This window comes from Armatimonadota bacterium, from assembly GCA_036504095.1.
In the GTDB taxonomy this organism is placed as follows: Bacteria; Armatimonadota; DTGP01; order JAKQQT01; family JAKQQT01; genus DASXUL01.
In genome coordinates this window covers 15,970-41,350 of sequence record DASXVS010000059.1, presented here as the reverse complement: position 1 = coordinate 41,350, position 25,381 = coordinate 15,970, and the positions used below count along the sequence as shown (strand labels likewise).

At 61.9% G+C, this 25,381-nt stretch carries 18 protein-coding genes and 1 pseudogene; 18 read left to right on the top strand and 1 reads right to left on the bottom strand.

The genetic code is table 11. From position 1 onward, the window contains the following. Positions 1 to 466: 466 nt before the first annotated feature. On the bottom strand, positions 467 to 3,097 hold the full coding sequence (locus tag VGM51_14110) for a PAS domain S-box protein (GenBank protein HEY3414170.1): 2,631 nt from the start codon (positions 3,095 to 3,097) through the stop codon (positions 467 to 469). Between the two features lie 531 nt (positions 3,098 to 3,628). Between VGM51_14110 and VGM51_14105 the strand changes: the two genes are divergently transcribed. From VGM51_14105 to nuoF, 18 genes and pseudogenes are all read left to right on the top strand, one after another. Then, positions 3,629 to 4,666 (top strand): LacI family DNA-binding transcriptional regulator, encoded by a 1,038-nt coding sequence (locus VGM51_14105; protein HEY3414169.1) that lies wholly within the window; start codon positions 3,629 to 3,631, stop codon positions 4,664 to 4,666. 57 nt (positions 4,667 to 4,723) lie between these two features. Continuing rightward, positions 4,724 to 5,482 (top strand): prepilin-type N-terminal cleavage/methylation domain-containing protein, encoded by a 759-nt coding sequence (locus tag VGM51_14100; GenBank protein ID HEY3414168.1) that lies wholly within the window; start codon positions 4,724 to 4,726, stop codon positions 5,480 to 5,482. 213 nt (positions 5,483 to 5,695) lie between these two features. Further along, positions 5,696 to 9,271, top strand: coding sequence for a hypothetical protein (locus VGM51_14095; GenBank protein ID HEY3414167.1), 3,576 nt, complete (start codon positions 5,696 to 5,698; stop codon positions 9,269 to 9,271). A gap of 104 nt (positions 9,272 to 9,375) precedes the next feature. Then, positions 9,376 to 11,190 (top strand): glycoside hydrolase family 172 protein, encoded by a 1,815-nt coding sequence (locus VGM51_14090; protein HEY3414166.1) that lies wholly within the window; start codon positions 9,376 to 9,378, stop codon positions 11,188 to 11,190. 135 nt (positions 11,191 to 11,325) lie between these two features. Beyond that, a complete protein-coding gene (locus VGM51_14085) occupies positions 11,326 to 13,398 on the top strand; it encodes a DUF5060 domain-containing protein (protein ID HEY3414165.1) in 2,073 nt (690 codons plus the stop codon). Next, positions 13,398 to 15,797 (top strand): extracellular solute-binding protein, encoded by a 2,400-nt coding sequence (locus VGM51_14080; protein HEY3414164.1) that lies wholly within the window; start codon positions 13,398 to 13,400, stop codon positions 15,795 to 15,797. The genes VGM51_14085 and VGM51_14080 overlap by 1 nt, the downstream gene beginning before the upstream one ends. Further along, positions 15,798 to 16,703 carry a carbohydrate ABC transporter permease gene (locus tag VGM51_14075; GenBank protein HEY3414163.1) on the top strand — a complete coding sequence of 302 codons (906 nt, stop codon included), beginning with the start codon at positions 15,798 to 15,800 and terminating at the stop codon, positions 16,701 to 16,703. Between the two features lie 125 nt (positions 16,704 to 16,828). Next, positions 16,829 to 17,284: a GatB/YqeY domain-containing protein gene (locus tag VGM51_14070; protein HEY3414162.1), complete on the top strand. Its 456-nt coding sequence runs from the start codon at positions 16,829 to 16,831 to the stop codon at positions 17,282 to 17,284. Positions 17,285 to 17,287: 3 nt separating this feature from the next. Further along, a complete protein-coding gene (locus tag VGM51_14065; protein ID HEY3414161.1) occupies positions 17,288 to 18,418 on the top strand; it encodes a DUF3866 family protein in 1,131 nt (376 codons plus the stop codon). After that, on the top strand, positions 18,411 to 18,956 hold the full coding sequence (locus VGM51_14060) for an NUDIX hydrolase (GenBank protein ID HEY3414160.1): 546 nt from the start codon (positions 18,411 to 18,413) through the stop codon (positions 18,954 to 18,956). The genes VGM51_14065 and VGM51_14060 overlap by 8 nt, the downstream gene beginning before the upstream one ends. After that, complete coding sequence (locus VGM51_14055) at positions 18,953 to 19,630, top strand: hypothetical protein (protein ID HEY3414159.1); 678 nt, start codon at positions 18,953 to 18,955, stop codon at positions 19,628 to 19,630. The genes VGM51_14060 and VGM51_14055 overlap by 4 nt, the downstream gene beginning before the upstream one ends. Then, complete coding sequence (locus VGM51_14050; GenBank protein HEY3414158.1) at positions 19,623 to 20,270, top strand: MBL fold metallo-hydrolase; 648 nt, start codon at positions 19,623 to 19,625, stop codon at positions 20,268 to 20,270. The genes VGM51_14055 and VGM51_14050 overlap by 8 nt, the downstream gene beginning before the upstream one ends. A 345-nt stretch (positions 20,271 to 20,615) precedes the next feature. After that, on the top strand, positions 20,616 to 21,005 hold the full coding sequence (locus VGM51_14045; protein HEY3414157.1) for an NADH-quinone oxidoreductase subunit A: 390 nt from the start codon (positions 20,616 to 20,618) through the stop codon (positions 21,003 to 21,005). Next, positions 20,996 to 21,547, top strand: a pseudogene (locus tag VGM51_14040) (NADH-quinone oxidoreductase subunit B family protein). Before VGM51_14045 ends, VGM51_14040 begins: the two are co-directional and overlap by 10 nt. Before the next feature lie 18 nt (positions 21,548 to 21,565). Beyond that, positions 21,566 to 22,090 carry an NADH-quinone oxidoreductase subunit C gene (locus tag VGM51_14035; protein ID HEY3414156.1) on the top strand — a complete coding sequence of 175 codons (525 nt, stop codon included), beginning with the start codon at positions 21,566 to 21,568 and terminating at the stop codon, positions 22,088 to 22,090. Positions 22,091 to 22,134: 44 nt separating this feature from the next. Continuing rightward, a complete protein-coding gene (nuoD, locus tag VGM51_14030; protein ID HEY3414155.1) occupies positions 22,135 to 23,349 on the top strand; it encodes an NADH dehydrogenase (quinone) subunit D in 1,215 nt (404 codons plus the stop codon). Further along, positions 23,346 to 24,029 carry an NADH-quinone oxidoreductase subunit NuoE gene (gene nuoE / locus VGM51_14025; GenBank protein ID HEY3414154.1) on the top strand — a complete coding sequence of 228 codons (684 nt, stop codon included), beginning with the start codon at positions 23,346 to 23,348 and terminating at the stop codon, positions 24,027 to 24,029. Before nuoD ends, nuoE begins: the two co-directional genes overlap by 4 nt. Then, complete coding sequence (nuoF, locus tag VGM51_14020) at positions 24,019 to 25,377, top strand: NADH-quinone oxidoreductase subunit NuoF (protein HEY3414153.1); 1,359 nt, start codon at positions 24,019 to 24,021, stop codon at positions 25,375 to 25,377. The genes nuoE and nuoF overlap by 11 nt, the downstream gene beginning before the upstream one ends. Positions 25,378 to 25,381: the final 4 nt, after the last annotated feature.

The window sequence follows — 25,381 nt, the reverse complement described above, 5'->3', positions numbered from 1 at the left end:
GGGGGTTCGCGCCGGAGTCGTGGTGTAGGCTACAACCGAGGACCGTCGGACCTCTTTGTAGACCGGAGGTGTATAAAGCGTGCCACTGCAACGGTAGTCCTCCAGGCCGGTAACCGGCCAGGTCGCGACCAACGCCGGACGCGCAACTAATCGCTTAGTTCACGTTCAGGTATCTTCAGACCGTCATCGCAAACGGAGCCCTTGGCGCGAAGGGGCGTCCCGCATGTTGCGGAGACCTCGATCACGGATGGCGCCGGCGAACGCGGGACCATGGGTCCGCGTCCACAAGCGGCCATCGCCGGCGCCTGCCCGGGGAACCCATTGGCAGAATGGGATATGACGCCGGGTGACAGCGGTGGCCAAAGCCAGGAGAGCAGTTCGCTTGGTACAATGATAGCCCAGATTGGCCGCGAGTTGCGAACGGCCAGGGTACGGCCGCAATCGCTGATCGCCCCGATCCGGATGCTTACGGCCGTTGAGGCTCTGCCGCGGGAGGTCCCTGATCCAGCACCCGGCTCAGTGCCTCCAGGTCGACAGGCTTTATCAGGAGTTCGTCAAAGCCTGCATCCCGGGATTGGCTGCAGTCCTTTTCCGGGCTATAGCCGGTGAGAGCGATCAGCCGCATGGGCGCACCGTCCTCAAGCTGAAGGCGGCGGGCTACTTCATAACCGTCCATGCCGGGCAAGCCGATGTCCAGGAGCACCACTTCGGGCCGGTTCCGGCGCACCGCCTCGATCGCGGCTGTGCCGTCATGCACGAAGTCAACGTTATGCCCCCACGCTTCGAGGACCGCGGCCAGTGATTCTGCCGCATCGACGTTATCGTCCACAACGAGGATGTTGGAAGCCCGGGTTCCAGCCCGCGACCGCGCGGGAAGGGGAGCAGTGGCGCCGGGATCGTGGACTCCCAGGCGTACAATGAACTCGCTGCCGGACCCTGGCCCGTTGCTGAGAGCTTCCACGGAACCGCCGTGCATTTCCACCAGGGTTTTGACCAGGCTGAGGCCAATACCGACCCCGCCGCGCGAGCGATCCTGTGACCGTTCTTCCTGGGTGAACAGATCGAACACTCGGGAGAGCATCTCGGGCTCGATGCCGCTTCCGTTATCCCGGACGCGTATGGCCGCCTGCTCGCCATCTACTGACAACTCAAGCGTGACCTCCCCGCCCGGATCCGTGTACTTTGCCGCGTTATGAAGCAGGTTTCCAACGATCTGTTCCACACGAGTGGGGTCTGCGAATACCCATACCGGAGCATTGGGCAGGCGGGTCGAGAATGTGTGCCGCATCGCGCACATCTGCGGACGAGCCGTTTCCGCGGCCTTTAGAAGGGCCGCGCCCAGGTCCACGGGTTCCATCCTCAGCTCCAATTTCCCGTGATTGATACGCGACATATCGAGTAGATCGTCCAACAGGCGGGCGGTGTGGCGCACCTGGCGGTTCAGGATTCCCAGGGGCTCACGCACGGCCTCCGTTTCGGCCTCGAGCATTTCGATGAGGGCCGCCGAACTGGAGATGGGCGCCAGAAGGTTCCTGAGTTCGTGCGCCAGCATCGCGAGGAACTGATCTTTGGCGCGGTTGGCCTGTCTCGCCTCGTCTTCGGCCTGTTTCATCCGGCTGATATCCAGGTTTATGCCGGCCCAGCATATGACCTCTCCGCGCTCATTTCTGACCGGCACGCCGCGGGCCAGGATCGCGTGCCATTGTCCATCGACGCCCCGGTAACGATGCTCGGTATCCCACGTTGCTCCTGTCTGTACGCATTCTTTCCAAGCGGCGATGGTGCGCTCGGAGTCATCAGGGTGCAGCACGTCGCCCCAGCCGAAGTTCGAGCATTGCTCCTGCGTCATTCCCACCAGGTTGAGGAAGGATTCGCTGGCGTATATGTTGCGGCCATCCGGTTCACAGACCCAGACCCCGTAGTCGATCGACTCGCCGATCGCCCGGTACAGCCGTTCGCTGTCACGTACTTTGGCCTCGGCCGCTGTGAGTTCGGTGATGTCGCGGCTGAATGATGCGATGCGATGGACGGCGCCTCCCTCGTCAAACACGGGGTAGAACGTGTGGTCGAACACGATCCCTTCGCGCTCATCCTCAAACTGCACAGGCAGGCCCGTGGCCGCCACCTGTCTTAATGGAATCCAGCGTTTCTCGGCGAGATCTTCGGACACAAAATCGGTGAACGGCCTGCCGATGATTTCCTTCGGCGTTTTCTGGATCCTTCGCGCGGCCGTCTGATTGGCGCTGAGGATAATGCCGTCGACGCTGAACAGGTAGATCGATTCCGCGGCCGCGTCCAGTATTGCCCGCACGTTGGCTTCGGCCTCACGCAGGGCATCTTCGGCGCGCTTTCGCCTGGTGATATCCCGGATCACGCTGAATACATACCGTTCGCCTCCCATCGTTGAGCCCGAGGCACTGACTTCAACAGGGAATGTGGTTCCATCCTTGCGCTTGTGAAACGTCTCGAAGAGCGCACCTTCCGCGTCCGCAACGTCGATCTGCCGCTCGATCAGGTGGCGGTCGTCAGGTAGGCGGAGATCGTGGATCGTGAGAGAGCAGAGTTCCTTGCGTCCCCATCCGTAGGCGCGTTCCGCGGCTTCATTGCAATCGACGATGCGGCCATCCTCTCTGCGAACGAACAGGATAATGTCGCGACTGTGACGGGCAAGGAGTTCGTAACGTTCCCGCGCCTCGTTCGCCCGTCGGCGCTCCTCCGCAACCATCAACTGAGCCGTGGCATTTTGCGCCCTCAGGCTTGAACGGTGCATCGCCTCGCAGACCCACGAAATCAGCAGGCAGCTCACGGCGAAGACGGCTAGCCCGAGGATATCGTTGTGATCGCGAAAGCCGATGACGCGTCCAACCGGGGAGGTCCACAGTGTTGCGGCCGCCGCGCAAATGGCGGTCGCCAGCGCTCCGGGGTATACACCCCCGTACAGCGCCGTCAATAGGACCGCGGGGTAGAACGTCACATAAGGCGATCTGTCCGCGACCGCCGACAGGGGGTCGGCGCGCAGGGCGATTGCTATCGCGGGGATCAGGACGGCTAAGATCCACCGCAGCCACGCCCTCGAAGGCACTTTATGTAATCTCATTTCGGGCTCCGGATTCCCTTGGAGAGCCAACGCCCGGGGGCCGCCTCTTCCCCGCAAACGGGCGCCTTTCCCGCTAACGGGCGCCTTTCCCGCTGTACGCGGCGAAGGTTGAGAGCGACGCCAGGAGCGACAGTATGGGCTGAACTGCGCATGTCGCGGCCTTCCTGAAGTGCTACAGGAGCATTCGGCAGGGTATATGGACGCGCCGGCCCGGCGCGCCAGCGTCCCGCCGTCACTCATTGTAACATCGCCTGGCCGCCGGCATCCAACCGGTCTTATAGAGCGCAACCGGCAGCGCATCCTCGTCGCGGAACGTGGCGAGGATTCGGCTCCTCTTCATCGGCCTGATAAAATTCGGGCCGATTGTTTGTAGGAAATAATCGCGCCGCGGTGTATTATGCATTGTAACGATTTAGCCAAACCTTTGGTGTGACGATGATTCGTCAGTTTACGCACGGTTTAGCTATCTTTCACGCTGATGGGCCCACGCCGGAACCAAAGGATTGGCCAACCGCGAGGATATGAGTTCCCGTGAAGCGTTCTACGCCACAAGCCAAGAGAACGACCCTGCACACCGTAGCCGCCGAAGCAGGCGTGCATATGGCCACGGCCGCCGTCATCCTCAACGGCGCCCGCAGCAGCACCGTCGTGAGCACCGAAACCCGGCAGCGGGTGCTCGATGCCGCGGCGCGACTCGGTTACCGCGCCAATCGAGCGGCCCAGGCTCTTCGACGCCAGAGCAGTCTGACCATCGGCTTGGCAGCCGGACCCGTCCAGAACCCATTCTTCGCGGAAATGGCGACGCTTTGCGAAGGCTTCCTGCTGGACGCAAACTACGAGCTGGTGATGGCCATGGACGCTGGGCGATACCTCGATGACAATGCCCTTCTGGAGACGCTGTACGCCCGCGGCGTTGACGGGATCATCATGTGGAGCGAACGCGAGACCGAGGGGCGCCGCCTGGTGGAGAAGGGTATGGGTTGCCCGGTTGTCATCTTCGGATATCCCAGCACAGTAGTGGACTGCGTTACGGCGGATTTCGGACTCGGCGCCCAGATGGCGGTGGAGCATTTGCTGGCGAAGGGGCGGCGGCGCATCGGATACCTTTGCCCGAGCGAATCATTGATGCTGTGGTCGGGAAATCTGCGCCTCCAGCGATTCTGCGACACCCTAACCGCGCACGGCATGCCTCCCGCGGTCTTTCCTTATGAGAGCAGGCTGGGCGACGTAAGCCGGGCGCGCGAGGCTGCAGAATCCATCGCGCGCACCGCTGAACCCTTCGACGGCCTGCTCTGCTTCAACGATCTGGTGGCGATCGGCGCCATGATGGGGCTCCGCCGGGCCGGACTTCGCGTGCCGGAGGATGTAGCGGTCGTCGGTTTCGACGATATCCCTCTGGCATCTCAGCTCGACACCCCACTCACGACCGTCGATCTGCCACTGGTCGACATTTGCCGAACCGCGGTGGAGCTCCTGCTGCGCCGTCTCGAACCCGATTACTCCGAGCCGTCTCAGGACGTGCGTACGACACCGCGCCTTATCATCCGTGCTTCTACGGAAGCGGAATAAGTCCGCTCGCGCTCTATATATCCGCTGCCTCCACGCGTGGAGGGAAAGGACATTGGAATGATTCGAAGGGCCTTTACGCTGATTGAACTGCTGGTGGTTATCGCCATCATCGCGATTCTGGCCGCCATCCTGTTCCCCGTCTTCGCCAAGGCCAGGGACCGAGCACTGGTTACCGCATGTCTGTCGAATATGAACCAGATAGGCAAGGGCCTGATGATGTACGTGGATGACAACGAGCAGTGCTATCCCGCCAATAGATTTTTCAACCCGGGCAGCCCGTACACGTGGAAACGCGCCCTCACGCCCTACATGAAGAGCATCGACGTCTGGCGCTGTCCGGCAAACCGCGCCCAACTCGCGGCGGGCAGCCGCTTGCTTCCCTTTTCGCTGAAGATCGGGGATGAGAGCAACGCTCTCGACCCCGCCATCAAAGCCGACAAATCGAGATGGCTGCCCTCCGGTTACGCGTACAATGGCGGCTTCTTCCACGAGCAGAACGGAACCCGGCGCACCTCGATGATCAAATCCCCCGCCTCCCTGATGGTTATCATCGAATGCCGGACCGCTAACCCGGACCTCGGCCCCTGGACCTACAACTGGACTACCGACGTCACCGGCGCTTTGCCCGCCGATGCAGGCAACGGCGGCAAGTTCAGCGCCTTCTTCACCCACAACAGGAGGATGAACATCGTGTTCGCCGAAGGCCACGCGCAGGCTTACACTCTGCCGGAGGTTTACCAGAAGAACCTTTGGGGAGTCCCTGAAACGGACGGCTATCTCGCGTCCGGCCGAGCATACAGCTTCCCCAATCCGTGACGCTGGCCCCGATGTCGGAGCGACGAACAATCTGACAAGCGACATCGAATCACCTGAAGAAATTGACGAACCCCGGGGGAAGATCTCCATCCAGGCAGCCATGCGGATCATCTCCCGGCGCGCCACGGCCAGTGCGTCATGGCGCGACCTTTCCGGGGACGCCACTTTCGTACTCTCAAGCAAGACGCAAGACCTTAGATGAAAGGAAATCGAATGAGTCTTCATCGATTCTCGGTGGCAGCGCTCTGCGTGGCGGGTCTCCTGACCTGCCGAACCGCGTCTGCAACAACCATTGCGCACACCAACCAGTCGGACTTTCAGACCGGTATCTCGGACGGCATCGTTCAAGTGATGCAGGAAACGACAACCGGCACACCTCCTTCCGGTGCGGTCGGCGTCATGCCGGCACTTGGCGCCTCAATCATCAATGACGATTTCAACTACACAACGGTAGCCGGCGCGTCTGCCAACTACCTCTTCTTAACGCCCAATACAGCCGATCACGCCGAATTGGCCACCTTCCCCTCGCAATTCCTCTTCTCGGCCGACACGCCCACAGCGCCTGAAGCAACGGCGCCTGCAGCCGGCGCGCTGCGCCTCCACTGCTCGCGAAATCAGGACTTTTTCAACACGGGCCTGCCGGGCCAGAAGTCGCCCATGTTCGCCATCAACAAGAAGATCCTTACCGGCGATTGGGTCGCCGAGACGAAGTTCACCATCGCCCAGGATCGCGCGACGAACAACCAGCGCGTGGACGGCATCTACATCGGCCAGCCCGCTGCCGGCGATGTGGGCCAGGCGACCGACGTCCCGCTGGACAACACCACGCTCTATATTGTGGCGGGTGTGACAGTTGACCCCGTTGCCCGGGCGATAAGCCGCTCCCGGATTTACCCGAACGTGAACGGGTACCCCCTGAACTACACGTCCACCAGTTTCCCGGGCCAAACCTGGTATGTCCGGGTCGTCAAGCGCGGGGCCTACTTCTTCACTTATGTGAAAAACAGCGACGCCTCGCCGTGGGTATTCCATCAGTGGTTCAAGAACCCGAACCTGGCCGCCGGGCCCGGCCTGGTGGTGGGCCCCGTGGCCATCTCCTGGGGCGGTACAAACCCTTCCGCGGCGCAGTATCAGGACGATGATTTCGATTATTTGAAAGTGAATCAGATCGGCGCCATGGCCGGCAGTTTCACCAACGTCTTCGATGCCGGGTTGGCCGCGGATTGGCAAACGGTTGCGCTGAACACGAATTTCAAAGAAACTCTGAAATACCAGTTGCGGGCCGGTAACACCCTGGCCGCGGGCACCCTCACCGATGCGGGGTCTTTTGTTGGGCCCGATGGCACCTCGTCCACGTTCTTCACCGATGACGCCGCCCAGGTGGCGCCCAACGCGACCGGAAAGCGCTACCTCGAATACAAGCTGTTCATGGACGCGGCGACGCCCCCTGCCGGGAATGACACGATCAACCCGGCCAACCTCCCGGCATTCCTCCGCAGCATCAGCGCCACATTCCACCCAGCCGGCCTGACCGCCACGCTTCTCTCGTCGGGCCCGGAGTTTGGAGCCGATGCCGGCGGGATTCAGACGCAGTCGGGCAATGGCGACGTCTCACTGAAACGCACGGAAGTGTTCCGTGACGACTTTGCGTCGACCGTTCTGGACCCTGCTTGGACATTTGACTCCGGCTATACCCTCCTTGATCCGACTGTGGTCGGCGACTATTCCCTCACGGAACGCCCCGGCTATTTCCGCATGAAGGTTGGCTGGCCCCAGGATTACTACACCGGCACGATTAAGTTCGGCGGCGTCAAACTCCTGCGCAACATTCCCGCAGGCGTGGACGTGAACAACTTCGAAATTGAAACTGAAGTCAACCTGGAGACCCAGCAGAGCCGTTTCGCCGCACTCGAGATGTGGATGGGACCGAACGACTTCATGGGCATCGGCCTCGCCCGCCGTTTCTCCGACACGTATGATGTGGGCCCGGTTGAGGACACCGTCCTGAACAACCTTGGACCCGGCCCCGTCACTTACAACTACGGCTCAAACACGCTTCAATTGCGCGTTACAAAACTGGGGACTGTGGTAACCCTTTCATTCCGTGACCCCGACTCCGCTTCGCCCTCCTGGCGTGTGCTGGCCTACCGCGATACGAAGGGCATGGCGACGGGCGGCGCGGATTTCGTTCCAGTACAGATCGGCTTCCTCGGGAAGTCCTACGATCTGGCCGACGAGGCGCCGATCAACTACGACTACAACTACCTGTCTGTCTCCAACCTGACCCCCGCGGGGCAGAAGGACTTCACCATCACGATCCCGGCTGGAAGCCACCCGGACGCCCTGGTATCGTTCGCCGATGGCTCGAACACGTCCAATATGAAGGCGCAAGTTCAGGGCCCCGGCGGCACTTTCGTTGGGCCGGACGGAACCGCCGGCACATTCTTCACGGCGAATGAGCCGAAGATTCCCGCGGCGCTCGACGGCGTCACCACGCCGAACCTGCGACTCTTCCTAGGAGGCGCCACCTCGTCCGCCGTGCCGGTGATACACGCTGCCGGCATTCAATATGCCACCGCGTCCAGTCGTGTAGTCCGCGACACCAACGCCGCCGACTTCGCCGCCGCCACAGTCAAGAATGGCATCGACATGACGACGATCCCCGGCGTTGTTACCCCCACCGTTGGGACCGGCACGCCTGTGACGGAGAACTTCAGCGCATCGACAACAGGCTGGTTGTTCAGCAATACCCCCCCGGGAACCAGTACGTATTCCTTTACGGAGAACCCGGGGTGGGCTCGCGTGAACGCCACCGCCCCCTGCGACACTTGGTCGCCGGGCACATCGCTTGAGAAGCCGCGCATCATCCTTTACAACGCAACCCCCGTGACGGGCGACTTCGAGCTCGAAACGTACGTGTCGTTCCCCAACGGCCGTGACACGGACCGCAACCAGGGCCTGGCGATCATCCAGACCGCGACGGGTCCCACACCGGACGCCAGCCTCGACATGACAAACCTCATCGCGTACGGACCGTACCGCCAGGACGCGATCTTCATGCTCCATGCCGATAACAACGTCTACGGTGATGGAGGCGTTGGCGGCTATACCGACACCGCGTACTATCTGCGACTCCGGAAAACCGGCAACGTGTTCAGCGGATCCGTGAGCACGGACGGTGTCACCTACACCCCAACGACCTCGTTCACGCTTTCGCACTCGATGCCCGGCATGTACGTCGGCTTCTTTGCCAAGACGTGGAACCAGGCCAGCGGAACGCAGCCTATCGACTACGATTACTTCAAGTTCTCGCCGCTCACAACGACGGGCGTGATCGAGAGCCGGGTCCTCGACATGGGCGTCTCCGGCTTGACGTTGATCTCCGACACGCTCGGTGGCAACTCCACCGCTGCGAAACTCCAGTACCGGGCAGCCGACACACTCGGCGCTCTGGCGGCTCTTCCGTACCTGGGACCGGATGGCACATCGGGCACCACCTACGCGGCCACCAGTTCCTCTATCCTCACCGGAGTCGCCGGTCGGTACGTTCAGTACAAGGCCACGATTCCGGCCGGATCTCAGATCAGCGACGTGGCGGTCTATGGCAGCGCGGCGGTAACGGTTCCGCTGAGCCGCCAGGATGCTGTCAACGCTCTCCGCGTCGCCGGAGGACTTCAGACAGCCGTATCAGCCGACATGCTCCGTCTCGACGTCGTGAAGGGCACTTCCGCCGGAATCATCGGGCTGGAGGACGCCGTCTCGATTCTGAGAAAGGTTAGCGGCCTGTAACAAACGGCCGGCGCCCTGCGGACCAGGAGGTCAGGCAGGGCGCCGGCGCTTCGCCACCCGGCGCGGCAAGCGCCGGGTGGCACTTTCCTCGGAGGCCCCGGGAGATGAAACTTATCCGCCGTCTATCCGCTCTAGGCGTCATTGCCCTTTCGATGGTATTTGTCGCTCACGCCGACCTGCCGGCGGGCGTCCCGTTTCAGGGGCGGATCACCGCGGCAAACGGATCGCCGCTGTCCGACGGGGGATATTTTACAACCTTTCGTCTGTATGACCAACCGGCAGGCGGCGTCGCTCTCTGGCAGGAAACGAAGACGGTCCCCGTTGCCCGCGGCGTCTATTCCACCGTGCTCGGTGACACGAACCCGTTTCCACCGGCACTGACGTTCGACCACCCGTACTACCTCAGCGTCGAAATGCCTGGCGATGCCGAGATGACCCCGCGCTTTCCGCTGGGAGCGGCGCCATACGCGCGTGTAGCGGAAACCCTGTCCATTTCGGGACCTCCGGCGGGGCTCGGTAGTCCGCTGGCAGGTTTGGCCAAGGCGCGGACCGGGCACGCCAGGCAGCAGGGAAGCCACGATACTTCCGGCGGCAACGCCGATTTCCGCACCGTCGATCCGGGGCAGACCATCACTCTATTCGACGCGCAGGGCGCCGGCATCCTGCAAAGGTTCTGGTGCACCATCGCCCCCCGCGCCGACCTGCTCCTTCACTGCCAGAGCGTTCTGCGAATGTACTGGGACGGGGAGACCACACCCTCGGTCGAAGTTCCTGTGGGCGCCTTCTTCGGGGTGGGGTTTGGACAACAGATAGATTTCACGTCGCTTCCGCTGAACGAAACGAGCGGCGGTTACAACTGCTACTGGGAGATGCCGTTCCACAAGTCGGCCCGGTGGACGCTCACCAATATGAGCACGAAGCGCATAGACGCTTTCTACTACAACATCGATTACACCTCCTATGATTCGCTGCCCGGCGACCTGCACCATTTCCACGCTCAATGGCGTCGCGAGAACCCCACTTCAAGGGGGAAAAACTACACCGTCCTCGATGCCACGGGCCGCGGACAGTTCGTGGGCACAGCGCTTTTCATGCAGAATCGCCAGGGAACCGGCCTCGGCTTCCTCGAAGGCGACGAGATGATGTACATGGATGGCGAGACGACTCCGAGCGTCTCCGGCACCGGTACGGAAGACTATTTCAGCAGCGGTTGGTATTACGATCACGGAACGTATTCCGCCCCGTATCACGGCTGCATCATCAAGGACACGACTCTCGGTCGCGTTTCCACGTATCGCTGGCACGTGGAGGACGCCAAGCCTTTCGCCACTTCCATCCGCGTGACCATCGAGCACGGAACCAATAACGACACCGAGTGCGATTACAGCAGCGTCGCCTACTGGTATCAAGCCGAGCCGCATGCCGCGTTCCCGGCGTTCCCAACCGATCCCTCGCTCCTCCTCCCGTATGTGGCGCCGCCGCCATACCAGATACCGAACGCTATCGAGGGAGAGTCGCTTGTCGGCGCCGCCCAGGCCACCGCCGGGGCTGTGAGCGTCCAGGAAATGACGACTTTCGGGTCTGGCTGGAGCGGCGGCCAGCAGTTGTGGTGGCAGCCGACGGCCATTGGAGCAAGGCTGACGCTGCACATTCCGGCCACCACGGCTGGAACGTATGCCCTGACGGGGTACTTCACCAGGGCGAAGGACTACGGCAAGTTCCAAGTCAAATTGGGCGCGATCAACGTGGGAGCGGAGCAGAACTTCTATGGCCCCGACGTGGTCCCGACCGGGGCCGTTGCGCTCGGAACCGTCACCCTGGCCGCCGGTGACAACCCTCTGGTTGTGGAAGTCACTGGAAAGGACGCGGCATCCACCGGCTTCCTGTTCGGGCTCGATGCGCTGGTGCTGTCACAATGACCGTGGACGCCTCGCCGGCCGGACTCGCGGAAAGCCTCTGAGTTTGGCCCCGGATCGCCACAATATGCAATGTATGGCATCGTTTGTACGACATTCGCGTAGGGGCGAATGCCGCCGGCGCTGCGAAAGCGACGAATGAAGACACTGATCACTCTGCTGTGCGCACTGTCACCCTCTACGTCTATGGCATCCAGCCCTGTGCCCCCGAGGCCCCGACAACCTGTCGTCTCCCGCTCCGCCGGCAAGACAACACGCCCTGCCGGCGCATACGCGAGGGTCGAGATCCGTTTCGAGATCCCCGGCGTTCAAGGCAACCCTTTCGATTTCACCGCGAACGACATCGTCGCGGCCATACGCCAGCCGGACGGAAGCAGTCGGAAGATCCCGGCGTTTTTTGACGGTGGAATGACCTGGCGCGTACGTTTCACGCCCGCGCAGGTCGGCAGGCACGCGATTACCGGCGTCACCCGAAACGGCAATGCCATCCATCCGATTCGCCTCAGCCGCTCGGCTTTCGTTGTAAGCGGCGTCCCGACGCCTGGATTCGTACGGCGGGACCGTAACGATCCCCACCGATTCGTGAGGGACAATGGCAGCGGCTACTATCCCATCGGAAACAACGTTGCGTGGGACACGATTACCTCAGCCGACACCGTGGAGATGATGCTCGCCAAAATGGGACGGGCGGGCGAAAACTGGGCGCGTATCTGGATGGACCATTGGGACGGCAAGAACCTCGACTGGGTGGAACACAAATCGATCCCGTTCGGGTCGCTGGACCTCGGCGTCGCCAGACGCTGGGACGCGGTTGTGTCATCGGCTGAAAAGAGCGGCGTGCTCTTCCAGTTGGTCCTCCAGCATCACGGGCCGTACACTACCGGCACAGATTCAAACTGGGCGGACAATCCGTGGAACGTGGCTAACGGCGGTTTCCTTTCAAAGCCGGAGGAATTCTTCACCAGCGCCCGGGCGATCGCCCTCACGAAGGCGAAGTACCGCTATATCATCGCCCGGTGGGGATACAGCCCCAGCCTCATGGCGTGGGAGCTGTTCAACGAGGTTCAGTGGACCGATGCCGCGCGAAGCGGGGATCCAAAGGTCGTCGCGGCCTGGCACGACGACATGGCGGCATTCCTTCGCCAACACGATCCGTACAAGCACCTCGTTACGAGCAGTTTCAGCATGGATCCGAAGATCCTGGGCAATCGATTGGACTACTGGCAGCCCCACGTTTACACATCCGACCCCCTGTCCGCCGTGTCGCGCCTGAACGGGCTCCCGCCGGATCGTCCCGCCTTTTTCGGCGAGATCGGTCCCGGTGGAAGCGCTTCCGTTGATGTCACATCGTTCCTTCGTCGCGCCCTGTGGGGCAGCCTGATGTCCGAGTCGAGCGGCGCGGCGCAGTTCTGGGACTGGCACATCGTCGATGTGAACAACCTCTTTCCGATATTCAGATCGGCCGCGGCGTTTGCGACGTGGAGCAGTCTCGCGGAGATGCACGGATTGAAGGCAGTGGCCGCGACCGTGAAGACGGATGACCGTGGCCCGCTGTCGTTCGGCCCCGGCGGCGAATGGGAGGCGGCGAAGCAGACCGACTTCATAGCGCCGCCTTCGGGCGACGTTCGGGGACTTGCCGAAATGCCCCGTTTCCTGCAGGGCGACGCCCACCGCGCCTTGTTCCCTTACGCGGCGTTCCACGTGCAGTATGCGAAACCCGGCACGTTTTCGGTGCGGATCGGACAGGTGGCGAAAGCCGGAGCCCGGATCGTCCTGTCACTTGATGGCGCACCTCTTTCCACCCGCGATTTCCCGGCCGGCGACAAGGACATGGACGTGGACGCCGGCGTGGAGATTCCCGTGCCTGCCGGCCGGCACGACATAAGGCTCGATAACACGGGCAAAGACTGGGTTTGCCTCAAATCCATCACGCTGGATCCGTACGCATACCGGCTTGGCGTCGCCGGCAAGGCGAACCGTGCCTGCGCGGTTTTGTGGGTCTACAACCGGACGGACACGCCTGTTTCCGGGACGCTGAAGGTTCCGGGGCTGGAACGCGGCGGGTGCACCGTTCGTTGGTGGGACACCGAGGCGGGCAGGCCGTTGCGGAAGAACAGGGTTTTCGTCGCCGAGGACGGCGCGTTATCGATCGCGACACCGCAGGTCCTCCGTGATGTCGCCGTTGTGATAACCCGGGAAGCCGGCAATTGATGACTAACCGAAGCCGATTTCGTCGCCGCTGCGAGATATGGTTACGCGCGGCCGTGCCGATGCTCGTGATGCTCGCCTTGTCTCCGTTCGGCGCGAGGGCCGACGAGCAGAAGGTGGCGCTGAGGTTCCGGTATTGGGGCGATTTCAAGGAGATCCAGGCGCTTCAGGATACGATCCGGGCGTTCGAAAGGGACTACCCCGGCGTGACGGTGCGCGGCGAGAGGGTCCCGGCGGGCGGCGAGTACACGCAGAAACTGCTCATAGAACAGGCCGCCGGGCTGACCCCTGACGTCATTTTCTGCGGCTCACAGTTCGCCCAGTTCGCGGAGAAAGGGATGCTCCTCGACCTGATGCCGTTTGTCGAACGGGATCCCGCCGTCAGGCTCTCCGAGTACTATCCGCAGCTTGTCAAGCTGTTTTCACAGAACGGGAAGCTCTACGCACTGCCGCGTGACATCGCGCCGATCGGCCTCATCTATTACAATAAGGCCCTCTTTGATGCGGCCGGTGTGCCATACCCGGACGAGTCCTGGTCGTGGGATTACCGGCCCCACCCGGAGAGGGGTCACCGCGATTTCCTGACGTCTGCACAGAAGCTCACGCATCGGGCCGCGCGCGGCAGCCAGAGAACCGTTTACGGTTACTCCGGCGCATGGCCGAGCAACACGATGAATAACCTTGTGTTCTCTGCCGGCGGGGCATTCGTGGATGATGTCTTCCACCCGACGAAATTGCTGTATGACGACCCGCGGGTGTTGAACGCCATGCGTCTCACCCAGGACCTCTGTTACAAGTACAACGTAACGCCGTCCTCCACCGACCTCCAGGCTTCCGGTGTCAGCACACACGATCTGTTCGCCCAGGGCCGCATCGCGATGTATATGTCCGGCATCTGGGAGGTCCCGCGCTTTCGCGAGGAGATCGCAGACCGGTTCGATTGGGACATCGCCCCATTTCCCAAGGGCCCCACGGGACTGCGGGGGGTCGCAACAGGCTGGTCGGGATACGCGATGACTTCGGCGACGCGCCATCCGCGGGAAGCCTGGAACCTGTTGAAATACCTTGCCGGCAAGCCCGGCCTCTCGCGCCTCGCCCAAACCGGCCTGGCGCAGCCTGCGCTGGCGAATATCGCTGCGTCGCCGCTCTGGCTGGACGGGCAGCGACCGCGGAATCGGAAACTCACCATCGAAGAGGTGGAATACGTCCGCCTGGACGTGATTCACGCCAGTTGGTCGCAGGTTGAAGGCATCATCAACCCGAAACTGGAACTGGTGTGGAATGGGAGCATCACTCCGGAGAAGGCGGTGGAGGCGTTCCTGCCGAAGGCGCAGGCCATGTTGGATTCACTGAACAACCCTCCGGCCCACTCCAACCTGAACTGGCCGCTCGGCCTCGCGGGTCTCCTTGCTGTCACCGGCGGGCTCGTGTGGTGGGTCATGGCCGGCGCACGCGCCGATCGGGAGGCCGGGCGGCTGATGGGCTCCCGGGCGGAACAGCGGGCGGGCTTCCTGTTCATCTTGCCCTGGATCGTGGGGGTTGTCATATTCCTGCTCGGCCCGATGCTGGTATCACTCCTTCTCGCGTTTTCATCGTGGGACGTCATCGGACCCGCGAAATGGGTCGGGCTGGGCAATTTCCAGGAAATGGCGGCAGACGAGCGGTTTGTCACCAGCCTGCGCGTCACCGCCATCTACACTCTGTTTTCCGTGCCTCTCGGCGTTGCGGGATCGTTGTGCCTGGCGCTGCTGTTGAACGCGAAGATTCGTGGGCAGTCCGTGTTCCGGACCCTGTACTACATCCCGGCCGTTGCGTCTGCTGTGGCGGCGTCGTTGATCTGGCTGCGCCTCTTCAATCCGGAGAGCGGGCTGGTGAACTATCTGATGGACGCCGCCCGCCTGACCCCCGTGATGAAGGCGATGGGCCTGACCGACCCCGTGAAGGGCTATGTGAACTGGCTGGGCTCCGAGAAAACGGCGCTTGCCAGCCTGATCGTCATGAGCCTGTGGGGAATCGGCGGCGGTATGATCATCTACCTCGCGGGCCTGCAGGGCATCCCGCAGGCGTATTACGACGCAGCCGAGGTGGACGGCGCCAGCACGTGGCAGAAGTATCGGAACGTGACACTGCCCCTTCTCACCCCGACGATCTTCTTCACACTGATAATGGGCGTCATCGGATCGTTCCAGGTGTTCACCCAGGGGTTCGTCATGACCGGAGGCGGTCCGAACAACGCAACGCTCTTTTATGTGCTTTACCTCTACCAGAATGCGTTCCAATTCCTGAAAATGGGTTACGCCAGCGCAATGGCGTGGGTTCTCTTCCTGATCACCCTTGCCTTCACGCTCCTGCAGTTAAGGCTCTCGGGCTGGGTTCACTACGAGGGAGGGGAGGCGAAGTAAATGGACGCCTCGAACACAGCCCGTCCCATAGTCCCCTCGGCGCAGCCCGCAGGCAAACGCGGGTCCGAGCGCGGAGTCAGAAAGCGTGCGTCCGTCCTGCTCTTCGTTGTGGCGTGTGTCGGGGCCCTTCTTACGCTGACACCGTTCTATCTCATGCTGGTCATGTCGCTGAAGACCAGCGCCGAGATTGCGCAGAATCCGTGGTCGCTCCCCGCGGTTCCACAGTGGGTAAACTATGTTCGCACCTGGAAAATCGAGGGTACCGATGTCACCTTCGCGCTGTTCTTCCGCAATTCGCTCCTGATTGCGGTTCTTGGCACGCTGGGAACGACCTTGTCGTCGTCGGTCGTTGCCTTCGGCTTCGCGCGATTGCGCTTCCCGGGGCGCGACCGTCTGTTTGTGCTGCTTCTGGCGAGCATGATGCTTCCGGGGATCGTGACGACCATTCCGTCCTATATCGGGTTCCGCTACCTTCACTGGATCGATACGTTCTATCCGCTCATCGTGCCGGCGTATTTCGCCGGTGCGTTCAACGTATTCCTGCTGCGCCAGTTCTTTTTGACCCTTCCCCGCGAGCTCGATGAGGCCGCGCGCCTCGATGGCGCCAGTTTCCTCCAGGTATACTGGAGGATACTCATGCCCCTTTGCAGGCCGGCGCTCGTGACCGTGGCGTTGTTCGCTTTCATCGGTTCCTGGAAGGACCTGATGGGGCCGCTCATCTACCTGAATTCCACCGAGAAGCACACGCTGGAACTGGGTCTGCGAACGTTTCAAACCATCCGGGGCACCGACTGGAACCTCTTGATGGCCGGATCGGTGATGGTCCTCATCCCGCTTCTCGTCCTCTTCTTTGCGGGGCAGCGATATTTCATCCAGGGCATCGTGATGTCCGGCCTTAAGGAATGATGACTCTTCCTTTGCCGCGCGAAACTGCCCCCGCCCGGAAGCGGATGCGCTGCCCCTCGCAAGACACGAGCGCAGAGCGGTGCTATCATAACACGGCGGCTCAAACCCCGCGAAAGGAGTACCACATGCCTCTCATTCTACGCCTGAACGATGACCTGAAGGCCTCGATGCGCTCCGGAGATACTGTCCGGCGCGATACCATAAGACTCTTGATTTCGAGCCTCAAGCTCACGCAGATCGACCACAAGGGTGAACTCGACGAAGAAACCGAGGCCCGCGTTGTCGCGAAAGAAGTGAAACAGCGGAAGGATTCCATCGCGGAATACCGGAAGGCGGGACGCGATGACCTGGCGGATCGCGAACAGGCCGAACTCGATATCCTCGGCGCCTATATGCCGGCGCAGATGACCGCGGACGAAATCCGCGCGCTCGTTATGGCCGCCATCGATCGCACGGGAGCGACAGGACCCGCGGACCTTGGCCGAGTGATGAAGGATGCCGTGCCCGCGGCGAAGGGCCGGGCGGATGGCTCCGTGATAAACTCCGTCGCGCGCGAGATACTGATGAGCACAAGCGGGTAAGCGATGCCTGACCAGGATGAGACGCCAATCCGGTCCACGGCGCATATGAACCGCGCGTGGGCGTCCGTGGTCTCTATCCGCGCCGGTCGGTCCGGGTTGAGCCGGGCGCTCTGCCGGTTGGACGACGGGACGGAGGCGGAAGCCGTTGGCTACCCGGAACTCGTCGGAACCATCGCCGAGGGCGATCGCGTCCTCCTCAACACGACTGCGGTCGACCTTGCGCTTGGATCCGGCGGCGTGCATTTCATCATCGCCCGTGATTCGGACCCGGGTGAGTCCCGCGAATCCACCGGCCATATTGTCAAACTGCGGTACACGCCGCATCAGATGGCGCTCCTCGCGGTGGAGGAACCGGCATCGGAATTCCACTCCGCGATCGAGACGGCCGATTCACTGGCCGGTATGCCGGTGGTCTGTTGTGAACTCGTGAGCCAGGTTCCCGCGGTAATCGCCGGGCTGCGATCCCGGGGTGAACCGGGTCGCATTGCACTCACTGTCTCCGATGAGGCCGCGCTGCCCGCGCAATACTCCGACCTCATGATGGACCTGCGCTCGGGCGGATTCGTATGCTCGGTCATCACGGCGGGGCAAGCGTTCGGCGGCGATCTGGAGGCGGTGAACGTGCATTCGGCGTTGCTGGCCGCCAGGATTGCCTGCGGCGCGGCTTTCGCCATCGTGACGCCGGGGCCGGGCACCGTGGGCACGGGAACGAAGTGGGGCTTCAGCGGTGTCCGGCAGGGTGAAGCCATCAATGCCATTGCCGCACTGGAGGGTCGCCCCATCGGCGTTGTTCGCGCGAGCGGCGCGGAGGCTCGGGGCCGCCACACCGGGATCAGCCATCATACGCGCACGGTGTTTACGCGCGTCGCGACCGCCCCGTTCTCGGCGGCGTGGCCGGCCGGATTCGCGTCCCGGTACGCGGAGGCATGGTGCTCGCTCTGCGCCGAAACGGGCCCGCGCATTTCGGGGTATATTGTGGAAGGCGCGACGGAAGCGCTGCAATCGTTCGAAAACGACTGGCGGGCCTGGAAGACGATGGGGCGGGGGCGCTCCGAGGACCCGCTGTATTACGAAGCCGCTGCCGCGGCGGGGATTCTGGCGATGAACCTTCGGCGGGAGGCCAATTGTGAGTAGCGAAAACCTTCTCGAGACCCTGGTGCGCCGTGAGACCATTTACACCGGCAAGACGCTCAACGTCCACAAGGACATTGTCACTTTGCCGAACGGCAGGGAGGCCTTCCGGGAAATTGTCGAGCATCGCGGCTCGGTGGTCATCGTGGCGTGCAACGAAGATGTCGTCTATTTCGTCCGACAGTACCGTCACGCCACGGGTGAAATTCTCCTGGAACTCGCCGCCGGGACCATGGGCGCAAACGAAGATCCTGCAGATTGCGCCGCCCGGGAAACCGCCGAGGAGCTCGGCCTTTCCCCGGCCCGCCTTACGCTTCTGTGCGAAGGATACGTCTCGCCGGGCTACACCAGCGAGCTGCAGCGGTTCTTCCTGGCCCAGGACCTGTCTCCCGCGACGGCCGAATGCGATGACGATGAGTTCATAGACGTGGTCCAGATGCCATGGCACGATGCTCTCGCGGCACTCGACCGCGGTGAATTTCGCGACAGCAAGACGATCCTCGGCTTGTTGACCGCTGTCCGGCGCCTCGGGATCCGATGAAACTTCGAATCGCTATTGTGGCCGTCGCGGCGCTCAGCCTCGCCGGCTGCGCCCCCCCGGGAACCTACCGGAAGGTACGGGAGACGATTCGCACGCTTGCCATCCGGCATCTTGGGCCGGCCGATCGCTACGATGTTTCCACGTCACGGGACAGTCTCCAGCGTCTCCAGGATGGTCGGATCGCTCGGGTTGACATTCACGGTGTGAACGTCCGGCCGGGACCCGGCCTCATACTGGACGAGATATTCGTAAGCGCACGAAACGTGAAGGTTGACCGTGGGAAGCGCACGGTCGAAACCGCCGAAGAAACCACCGCGCGCGCTTACGTCACCGCGAATTCCCTCGCGGAAATGGTGGACGACGAAGGGACGATCTCTGACGCCTCTGTGGTAATTCGCCCCGACCAGATTGTCATTTCCGGCAGATACGCCGTACTCGGCGCTCTCCCGGTGAGCATCGTCGCCACCGGTAAGGCGCGTGTCGTGGGCGTCGCGGGCATCGAATTCGTCTCGGATAAAGTAACCGCCGCCGGATTGCCATTCCCGATACCGGTCACCCGTTCGTTCGATTTCGCGACCGTATATCCCGCGCTCGTTATCAGCGGCGTCTCCACAGAGGAGGGGCGCGCGGTCCTCACCGGGACGTTGGATTGGAGCAAACTCCAGAATGGCTGAACCCATCCTCTTCGAGCGCCTGGTCGTCGGGCCGCTCGGTGTGAACTGCTACCTCTACGGCGATCCGGACTCGCGGGACGCGGTGTGCATCGATCCCGGCTCTGAGGGCCTCCGCATTGTCTCGCGGGCGAAGGAACAGGGCCTTCGCGTTCTGGCTGTCCTCATCACACACGCGCACGCCGACCATATCGTGGCGGCGCATGACGTGGCGGACGCGTTTGGAGCGCCGGTGCTTGCCCCGGACGGGGAACAGGATCTGTGGGCGCTGGCTTCGGAATTCTGCACGCTTTGGGGGTTCACCGTACCACAACCGCCGCCGCCGGATGAATGGTTCACCCCGGGAAGCACGCTCAGGTTTGGGCCAATCGAGTTTGACACGCTGGACGTGAGGGGACACAGCCCCGCGGGTGTGGCATACTCCGCGCCCGGGATAGTGTTTACGGGAGATGCGCTTTTTGCCGACAGTATCGGGCGTACAGACCTGCCGGGGCAGGACCACCTCACGCTGATTGACCGCATACGGCGAAACCTGTTATCCTTACCCCCAAACACGATTGTGTACCCCGGGCACGGGCCAAAAACGACCATCGGGCGAGAGGCGCGGTCGAACCCGTTCCTGCTCGATCACGGACCAGGATAATGGATTCACCGTCCCAGCCGCCGATCAACATAAACACTCGGGGGCGGGTGAGGCCGAAGTGTCCCCGGTGCGCCAGCGAGATGATCCTCATTGGCCGCATTCATGACTCCCTCGGTAACCCGGTGAGTTTCGTCCTGTTGGGCGAGTCGGGCGGATCACAATCCGCGGGAGTCATCAGATCGTGCTACTGTAATGACTGCGGTGAGGTGACGCTCACATTGGAATGACCGCGGTTTCGGCGAAACCTGACGGCGCTTTCGAGGGTTGTAAACGATGCGGGACGTCGGTTCCGCGCGGTATTCGTCGCTTGTTAGAGCGCCAGGAGTTATGGAGGACTGACCGGCCGTGACGCAACCACCACCCATCACGGGGTTTCCCGCTATCCTCGCGCTGTTCCTCTTCGCTGCCTTGCTGGCGGGGATATTCATCTGTGTCAGCGTGTTTCTAGGCCCGCGTCGGCCATCAAGAGCCAAAGGCATGCCTTACGAGTCCGGCATGAACCCGATCGGCGCGGCTCGCCAGCAGTTTCCCGTCCATTTCTACGTCGTGGCAATGGTATTCATTATCTTCGATATTGAGACCATTTTCATGTATCCCTGGGCCATCTTGCTCCGCGCTCACGCCGGGCAATTCAGCCTTGGGCGGTTCGGCCTGGTGGAGATGGGCATTTTCATGGCAATCCTTCTCGTCGGATACGTGTACATGTTGAAGAAGGGGGCCATCGAATGGGACTAGAACCGAACAACAGCGGATTGGAAATGCGCGACGATCCCCGGGCCCAGGTTCCGCGCGGGACGATCATTCGCCTCGATGACGGCGATGACGTTCAGGAAACGGTGCTCACCACCAATCTGTACAAGCTCGTCAACTGGGCGCGCCGTTACTCCATCTGGCCGGTGACGTTCGGCCTCGCGTGCTGCGCGATCGAAATGATGGCCGCCGCCAGTTCGCGCTATGACCTTGCACGATTCGGCATGGAATTATTCCGGGCGTCGCCGCGCCAGAGCGACCTGATGATCGTGTCCGGCCGCGTGAGCCGGAAGATGGCGCCGGTCCTGCGGCGGGTGTACGACCAGATGCCGGATCCGAAATGGGTCATCTCGATGGGCGCGTGCGCCAGCAGCGGCGGCATGTTCAACAATTACGCCATCCTGCAGGGCGTGGATGAGATCGTTCCCGTGGATGTATATGTTCCCGGTTGTCCCCCGCGCCCCGAGGCGCTCATTTACGGCATCTTGAAACTGCAGGAGAAAATCGGCAAAGGCTCGCGTTGGGAGTAAACCATCGGAACAAGCATGCAGACCGAATCTACTACTAACAATACGGCGCTGGAGCAGCTGGCCGGTCGCCTGGAAGCGGAATTCCCGGGTTCCATCCTTCAGGTTACGCCGGGCGTAGACATGCCGTGCCTGCGTGTGGCGCCCAATGCGATCGTGCCTGTAAGCAGGTGGCTGCGCGACGCCGTGGACTACAGGTTCGTGCTTCTCGCCGACCTGACTTGCGTGGATTTTCTGGATCGCGACCCCAGGTACGATGTGGTTTATCACCTGTACTCGCTGGATTCGCACTCGTATCTGCGCCTGAAGGTGGGTGTCTCCGCAGAGCCGTGCGAATGCCCGACGGTGACCGAGGTGTGGGAAGGGGCCAATTGGCTTGAGCGCGAAGTCTACGATATGTTCGGCGTCGTCTTCACCGGGCATCCGGATCTCCGACGCATACTCTCGCCCGAGGGATGGCCGTATTTTGCGCTGCGCAGGGATTTCCCTCTGCAAGGCCCTGGTGTTGTGAAGTTGTACGATAGCGTGACGGACGTATTCTAGGGACCACCGAGTTTGCCCGGCCAAACGGGAAACGAATTCAGACCATGCCTACCGACATTCTCGAAGAGCAGATTGGCACGCCCGGCAGCGTGACTCAGAAGACGATGACGTTGAACCTGGGTCCGCAGCATCCGAGCACCCACGGGGTGCTGCGCTTGGTGCTGGAGCTTGACGGCGAAACCGTTGTCAACTGCATCCCGCACATGGGCTATCTGCACACCGGCTTCGAGAAAAACATGGAGGCCAAGACCTACCACAAGGCCATCCCGTATACGGACCGCATGGACTACCTCAGCGCGATGATCTACAACGTCGCGTACGTTCAATCGGTTGAGAAACTGTGCGGCATTGAGATCACCCCTCGATGCGCCTACGTCCGGGTTCTTGTAAGCGAACTCCAGCGTCTCGCGTCACATATGGTTTGGTACGGTACCAGCGGAATGGACCTCGGGGCCTCAACCACCTTCCTGTATGCGTTCCGCGACCGAGAGGATGTGCTCAACTTCTTCGAGGAATTGAGCGGCGGCCGCATGACCACTTCCTACACCCGCGTCGGGGGCATGGCCGCGGACCTCACCCCGGGTTTTGAGAAGCGCTGCAAGGAGTGGTTGAACGCGCTTCCGGCGAAGATCGATGACTATGAAGCGCTTCTCACCCACAACGAGATATTCCTCGAACGGACCCAGTCGATCGGATATATAGCCCCCGACCGGCTTCTTGCCCTGGGGGTGACCGGGCCGGTTTTGCGAGCGGCCGGTGTGGCCCACGACCTTCGCAAGGACAACCCGTATCTTATCTACGACCAGTTGGACTTCAAAGTCTGCGTGGAAGAGGCCGGCGACGTTTATGCAAGGTACAAGGTCCGCATGGCCGAGATGCGGGAGAGCGTCAAGATCCTTCATCAGGTGCTCGACGGCATGCCTGGCGGCGATATCAACATCAGCGACGACAAATACCGGCGCCCGCCCAAGGACACGATCATGATGGGCATGGAGGAACTGATCCATCATTTCAAGATCGCTACGGCCGGATTCCCGGTGCCCGAAGGCGACGCCTATGTTCCGGTGGAATCCAGCAAGGGTGAGTGCGGTTTCTATATTGTGAGTGACGGCAGCGGACGCCCGCAGAGGGTTCGTGTGCGGCCGCCATCCTTTGTGAATCTGCAGGCCCTGCCGGAAATGGTGAAAGGACGGATGATCGCGGACGTGGTCGCCCTCATTGGAAGTATCGATATCGTTCTGGGCGAGGTGGACCGATGACGGAGACCACCGGGCACACACCCATCCAGATACTGACGAAGCGATCGCCGGACATGCGGCCTCTCAGCGATGAGGCGCGCCAGAAGATCGTCCAGTTGATGGCCCGCTATCCGCGCAGGCAGTCAGTGCTGTTGCCGGCGCTGTTTGTGGCGCAAGCCGACCACGGCTACGTCACTCACGGGGCCATCCTGGAAATCGCCAGAATGGTGGAGATGCACCCCACGGAGGTTGAGGGCGTCGCCACTTTCTACACGATGTACGCCAAACAGCCCGTAGGCGAGCACGTCCTCCAGGTTTGCACGACACTGAGTTGCGCCTTGTGCGGCGGCATTGCCTTGCTGCACCATCTGGAGAATAAGCTGGGCATCAAGTCGGGCCAGACGACCGCGGATGGCAAGTTCACGCTGGTGCCGGTCGAGTGTCTCGCATCGTGCGGGACTGCTCCGATGATGCAGGTGAACGATCTTTACGTCGAGAACCTGACGCTTGAACAGGCCGACGCGCTGATCGACGAACTGAGGGGCAAGACCGGGCATTTCGGGCGTGAAATTGCCGGCGCGTACGACCCGCGCTACAAGGGCCTGGCAAGCGGCACCCGGTATACCAGTGTCGGCCGGGAAAACACGCCCGCCGCCGGCACCGGCCTGAACGACAACCATGATCTTTCGGATGACGCCTGAGGGACGTGAACCGCCGGCCATTCCGGCGTTCATCTCTCATCGTTCATCGTTTCCTGATATGCCTGAATTCGAACAAGTACTGCTCAAGAACCGCTTCGTTGACCGCGCATGGGACATAGACGTCTATGAATCCCGGGGCGGATACGCTGCTACGCGCAAGGGCCTGAAGACCATGTCGCCAGACGACGTGATGAAGGAGGTCGCCGACTCGCAGTTGCGGGGAAGGGGCGGGGCGGGATTCCCGGCGGCGCGAAAATGGGGTTTCATCCCGAAGGATTTGAGCATTCCGCGATACGTTGTGATGAACGCGGACGAGTCGGAGCCGGGAACGTACAAGGACCGGCAGCTTCTGGAATGGGACCCGCATCAGTGCATAGAGGCGATGATCCTGTCTTCGTACGCGATCAGCGCGAAGCAGAGTTACATTTTCATCCGCGGCGAGATGGCGTTGGCCGCGGAGCGCCTGGAGTTCGCCATCGACCAGGCATACCGGAAGGGCTACCTCGGTAAAAACGTCCTCGGCACCGGCTGGGATTTCGACCTGGCGGTCCATCGCGGCGCGGGCGCATACATCTGCGGAGAGGAAACGGCGCTGCTGGAAGCGCTGGAAGGCATGCGCGGCAATCCGCGCCTACGCCCTCCGTACTTCCCGGCGGCAAAGGGGCTGTATTTCGCGCCGACGGTGGTCAACAATTGCGAAACGCTGTGTTGCGTGCCGCACATCATCGAACGGGGCGCCGCATGGTTCGCGGGCATCGGCACGGAGAAGAGCAAGGGCCCGAAGCTCTATTGCATCTCAGGCCACGTGCAGAAGCCCGATATTTACGAAGCGCCGTTCGGGATCACGCTCCGGCAGTTGATCGATGATTACGCGGGCGGTCTCCGGCCAGGGCGAACGTTGAAGGCGGTCATACCGGGTGGGGCGAGCGCCCCCATTCTGACGCCGGACGCGCTGGATACGCCGCTAGATTTCGAGGGCGTCGCCGCCGCCGGCAGCATGTTGGGCTCCGCGGCGATCATCGTGATGGACGACACAACGTGTATGGTGGGCGTAGCGCTTAACTTGATCCACTTCTTCCGTCACGAAAGCTGCGGCAAGTGCACGCCGTGCAGGGAAGGCACCGACTGGCTCTACAAACTGCTGCGCCGCTTCGAGGCGGGCAAGGGGAACCAGGAGGATATCGACCTCCTTCTGAAGCTGACGGACAGCATGGACGGCAAGTGTTTCTGCCTGCTGGGTGAGAGCGCTCTTGTGCCGGTAAGAACCAGCATCCAGAAGTTCCGGGAAGACTACGACCGCCACATCACGGAAGGCCACTGCCCGTTTGAATTGCACCTGGCACACTGATTCG

Bases quoted from the DNA above. Each gene is read 5' to 3' on its own strand.
- VGM51_14110 (HEY3414170.1), bottom strand. From the start codon at position 3,097: ATGAGATTACATAAAGTGCCTTCGAGGGCGTGGCTGCGGTGGATCTTA.
- VGM51_14100 (HEY3414168.1), top strand. From the start codon at position 4,724: ATGATTCGAAGGGCCTTTACGCTGATTGAACTGCTGGTGGTTATCGCC.
- VGM51_14095 (HEY3414167.1), top strand. From the start codon at position 5,696: ATGAGTCTTCATCGATTCTCGGTGGCAGCGCTCTGCGTGGCGGGTCTC.
- VGM51_14090 (HEY3414166.1), top strand. From the start codon at position 9,376: ATGAAACTTATCCGCCGTCTATCCGCTCTAGGCGTCATTGCCCTTTCG.
- VGM51_14085 (HEY3414165.1), top strand. From the start codon at position 11,326: ATGAAGACACTGATCACTCTGCTGTGCGCACTGTCACCCTCTACGTCT.
- VGM51_14080 (HEY3414164.1), top strand. From the start codon at position 13,398: ATGACTAACCGAAGCCGATTTCGTCGCCGCTGCGAGATATGGTTACGC.
- VGM51_14075 (HEY3414163.1), top strand. From the start codon at position 15,798: ATGGACGCCTCGAACACAGCCCGTCCCATAGTCCCCTCGGCGCAGCCC.
- VGM51_14070 (HEY3414162.1), top strand. From the start codon at position 16,829: ATGCCTCTCATTCTACGCCTGAACGATGACCTGAAGGCCTCGATGCGC.
- VGM51_14065 (HEY3414161.1), top strand. From the start codon at position 17,288: ATGCCTGACCAGGATGAGACGCCAATCCGGTCCACGGCGCATATGAAC.
- VGM51_14055 (HEY3414159.1), top strand. From the start codon at position 18,953: ATGAAACTTCGAATCGCTATTGTGGCCGTCGCGGCGCTCAGCCTCGCC.
- VGM51_14050 (HEY3414158.1), top strand. From the start codon at position 19,623: ATGGCTGAACCCATCCTCTTCGAGCGCCTGGTCGTCGGGCCGCTCGGT.
- VGM51_14035 (HEY3414156.1), top strand. From the start codon at position 21,566: ATGCAGACCGAATCTACTACTAACAATACGGCGCTGGAGCAGCTGGCC.
- nuoD (HEY3414155.1), top strand. From the start codon at position 22,135: ATGCCTACCGACATTCTCGAAGAGCAGATTGGCACGCCCGGCAGCGTG.
- nuoE (HEY3414154.1), top strand. From the start codon at position 23,346: ATGACGGAGACCACCGGGCACACACCCATCCAGATACTGACGAAGCGA.
- nuoF (HEY3414153.1), top strand. From the start codon at position 24,019: ATGACGCCTGAGGGACGTGAACCGCCGGCCATTCCGGCGTTCATCTCT.